Annotated in this window: 4 protein-coding genes and 1 pseudogene; 4 read left to right on the forward strand and 1 reads right to left on the reverse strand. The window is 61.7% G+C overall.

Translation table 11 applies throughout. From position 1 onward, the window contains the following. The 4 genes and pseudogenes from ABI546_RS15045 to ABI546_RS15060 form a co-directional block, all read left to right on the forward strand. Nucleotides 1-276, forward strand: a pseudogene (locus ABI546_RS15045) (cyanophycin synthetase); the annotation flags it as partial. Between the two features lie 223 nt (nucleotides 277-499). Next, nucleotides 500-1,330, forward strand: a complete 831-nt coding sequence (locus ABI546_RS15050) for an urease accessory protein UreD (protein ID WP_348047666.1) — start codon at nucleotides 500-502, stop codon at nucleotides 1,328-1,330. A gap of 233 nt (nucleotides 1,331-1,563) precedes the next feature. Next, entirely contained in the window at nucleotides 1,564-2,031 is a 468-nt protein-coding gene (locus ABI546_RS15055; protein ID WP_348047668.1) for a hypothetical protein, read from the forward strand. 281 nt (nucleotides 2,032-2,312) lie between these two features. Continuing rightward, complete coding sequence (locus ABI546_RS15060; RefSeq protein WP_348047670.1) at nucleotides 2,313-2,648, forward strand: hypothetical protein; 336 nt, start codon at nucleotides 2,313-2,315, stop codon at nucleotides 2,646-2,648. A gap of 22 nt (nucleotides 2,649-2,670) precedes the next feature. Here ABI546_RS15060 and alaC read toward each other — a convergent pair. Beyond that, the coding region (gene alaC, locus ABI546_RS15065; RefSeq protein ID WP_348047672.1) for an alanine transaminase at nucleotides 2,671-3,738 on the reverse strand (1,068 nt) is incomplete at its 5' end.

Here is a 3,738-nt window from a genome sequence, read left to right on the forward strand (position 1 = left end):
GCATTTGACAACGTCATCCTCTACCAGGACGCCGCCCAGCGCGGCCGCGCCGACGGCGAAGTCATGGGACTGCTGCGCCAGGGCCTTGAAGGCGCGCACAAGGCGCAACGCACCCGGCAGATCGACGAGATCCGCGGCGAGTTCCTGGCCATCGACACAGCCCTGGCGCGCCTGTCGCCCGGTGACCTCTGCCTGATCCTGGTTGACCAGGTGCAGGAAGCGCTGGACCACCTGGCGGCGCGCGTGAAGGAAGCCAGGGAGACCGCCGCACAGTGACACGCGGGAGCTGGCATAGGGAACCAGGGAAAGCGAAGAGTCGGTGTGATCACCGCACGGCCTTTTCGCGGCTCCGTATGCGGGCAAGCCTTCGGTGGGGCCGCTGCAGCACCGAAAGCGCAAAATTTCAAGTAAAAAGAGGCTGCAGCCCTTATGAAACGAGCGCAAGCAGCTCCTGAATTGATAGCAAAACAGGGTTAACGGCCCACGGTAAACTTGCCCCATGACCTGGAACGCGACACTCGCACTCGACTACACCCGCCAGGCCGGCAAGACCATTGCCCACTTTCGCCACAGTGGGCCGCTACGCATCCTGCAAAGCCTGTACCCCGAAGGCGAGGCGATTTGCCACAACGTGATCGTGCATCCACCGGGCGGTCTGGTCGGCGGCGACACACTGGACCTGGCGTTCACGGCCGCACCCGGCGCGCACGGCCTCATCACCACCCCCGGCGCCACGCGGTTTTACCGCTCGGACGGCGAGCCCGCCCTGCAGCGCACCCAGCTTGACCTGCAAGCCGGCGCCCGCATGGAATGGTTACCGCTGGAAGCCCTTTGCTACAGCGGCTGCATCGGGGAAAACCGGCTCACCATGAATTTGGCGCCCGGCGCCGAATTGATCGGCTGGGACGTCACCGCCCTGGGTCTGCCCGCGGCCAGCCTGCCGTTCGAGAGCGGCAGCTTTCGCCAGCACATCGAGGTGCCAGGCGTGTGGCTTGAACGCGCCCGCATGGACGCTTCCGACACCTTGCTGATGAACAGCCCGCTCGGCATGGACGGCCATCGCTGTATCGCTTCGCTGTTTTTTGTTACCGGCAGCAAGCTCGAGCGCCAGCGCCGCCAACTCGCGCTGGACAGCGCCCGGGAGCTCATGCAAGCCCATGCCCTGAGTCCCTCTGCAGGCGCCACCAGCCCCGACGCGCAAGTCGTCGTGGTGCGGGTGCTGTCGCCTGTGGTCGAGCCTGCCATGGCCTTGCTCCGGCAGGTGTGGCAAACCTGGCGCACGCAACTCTGGCAACTTCCCCCGTCTACACCGCGCATCTGGTCCATGTAGTCACGAGGCAGTCACACTAGTCACGCGGAACTGAATAAAAAACATTTCCCGAAAGCCCGACAACGATGTACCGCCTCCCGTATCTATAGCTTTAGGGTCCTGAAAGACCCGTCCTACAGGCGAATGGGCGTTGGGCACGGGCTGCCCGGACCTTTTCCTTTCACGGCAGTGACTTGCCCCCACCCAGACTCCATTTATCGATATCCATCGAGTTTCGGAAAAGGAGTTTGACCATGCTGTCCAAGAAATTTCATCTCGCCCGGGTTGCAGCCTGCTTCGGCGCTGCCGCGCTGCTGTCCATGGGCGCGACCGCCCAGATTGCTTCGGGCACCACGGGGATTGACGCTACCGGCAATGCCCAAAGTGAAATGAATGCCTGCAAGACAGGCAGAACGCAACAAGACCGCCAAACTTGCATGACGGAAGTCAGAAACGCCAATGCCGCCAAGCGTGCCGGCAAGATAGACAACGCCAATGGAGAGTTCACCGCTAACGCACTCAAGCGCTGCGATGTTTTCAAAGGCGAAGACCAAGTCGCCTGCCAGGCTCGCATCGTGGGCTACGGCAAGGCTGACGGCAGTGTCGCAGGCGGCGGTGTTGTCCGCCAGGTTGAAACCGTTGTCGTGCCGCCCGGCGCCACCAACGTACGCGTCCAGCCGCAGACCTCAACAGACATTGTGGTGATTCCCGCACCGCAATAACCAGTTGCCACTCGCTCCGCCGGGGTTTGATGAATTCACCGGATGGAGCAGAAGCAAAGGTGGGCCGCTTGCGGCCCACTTCTTTTTTGCGCATTGCGCCCCGGGTTTCCAGATGGCTTGGCCGCCTCGGCTGGTATGAGTCACCATTTGCCGCCGATGGGGTATTTGCCGTAAAGGTCGCCATTTCCAAGGATTTGGGCGCATGATGGTTTTTCCTTTCGCGTCCGTCGCCGGACGCCACCCCTATTTGTTACCGGCCATCGCCCGCAAAGAAAGCATCCATGCCTACCCCCTCCAATACGTCAGCAGAAAAACCGCAACTGGCGCGCGCCCTAGAAAAAAACGACGCTGTTCAGGATGCGGTGGAAAGATCGGCGGAAGAACTGCTGTTGATCAACAAGGTCCTTGAAAAAGAAATCCCTCCTGCCGTCAAAACAGGCGACGTTGCGATGGCGCTGGTAAAAACCGCTGAGCTGGAAGACAAGATCCAGAACTCGGCGGAAGAGCTGGCGCATGTCAACGAGTTACTGCAGCAGGAGGTTGCAGAGCGCGCCGAGCTGGAGAAAAAACTGCACGCGGCCGAGGCCACGAAAAAAACACCCCCCAGCGGCAATTAAAGACCGCAGCGGGCGCCCTTTCTCATTCCTCCTGTTTATCGGCCTGGGCCGGCTTCAACAAGCCGTCCGTCTTGAACATGGCCTTGATGCCGCGTACCGCCTGGCGAATGCGCGCCTCATTTTCGATCAGCGCAAACCGCACATGGTCGTCCCCGTGGTCGCCGAAGCCAATGCCGGGTGACACGCACACCTTGGCCTTTTCCAGCAGCTGCTTTGCGAACTCCAGCGACCCGAGCTTGCGGTAGGCCTCCGGAATGCGCGCCCAGATGTACATCGACGCCTTGGGACAGTCCACCGCCCAGCCCGCTTCCGTCAAACCCCTGTAAAGCACATCGCGCCGGGCCTGGTATTGCGCGGCGATGTCCTTCACGCATTGCTGGTCGCCTTCCAGCGCGGCAATCGCGGCCACCTGCAGCGGGGTGAAAGTGCCGTAGTCGTGGTAGCTCTTGATGCGCGCCAGCGCCGCCACCAGGTCGGGGTTGCCCACCATGAAGCCGATGCGCCAGCCCGCCATGTTGTAGCTCTTTGAGAGTGTGAAGAACTCCACGGCGATGTCTTTGGCGCCAGGCACCTGCATGATGGACGGCGCCTTCCATCCGTCAAACACGATGTCGGCATAGGCCAGGTCGTGCACCACAAAAATGTCGTGCTTGCGTGCCAGCGCGATCACCTTCTCAAAAAACTCCAGTTCCACACATTGCGCCGTGGGGTTGGACGGAAAGCCGAGCACCATCATCTTCGGCTTGGGGTAGCTGCCGCGAATGGCTTTTTCCAGCTCGGCAAAAAAATCCGTATCGGGCGTCAGCGGCACCGAACGAATGTCGGCCCCGGCGATGACCGCGCCGTAGATGTGGATCGGATAACTGGGGTCGGGCACCAGCACGGTGTCGCCGCGGTCCAGTGTGGCCAGCATCAGGTGGGCCAGGCCTTCCTTGGAACCGATGGTGACGATGGCCTCGGTGTCCGGGTCAATTGCCACCTGGTAACGACTCTGGTACCAGTGGGCAATGGCGCGGCGCAAGCGGGGAATGCCCTTGCTGGCCGAATAACCATGGGTGTCGGGCCGCTGCGCGACCTCGGTGAGCTTGGC

It is taken from the genome of Polaromonas sp., from assembly GCF_039932935.1.
Classification (GTDB): Bacteria; Pseudomonadota; Gammaproteobacteria; order Burkholderiales; family Burkholderiaceae_C; genus Polaromonas.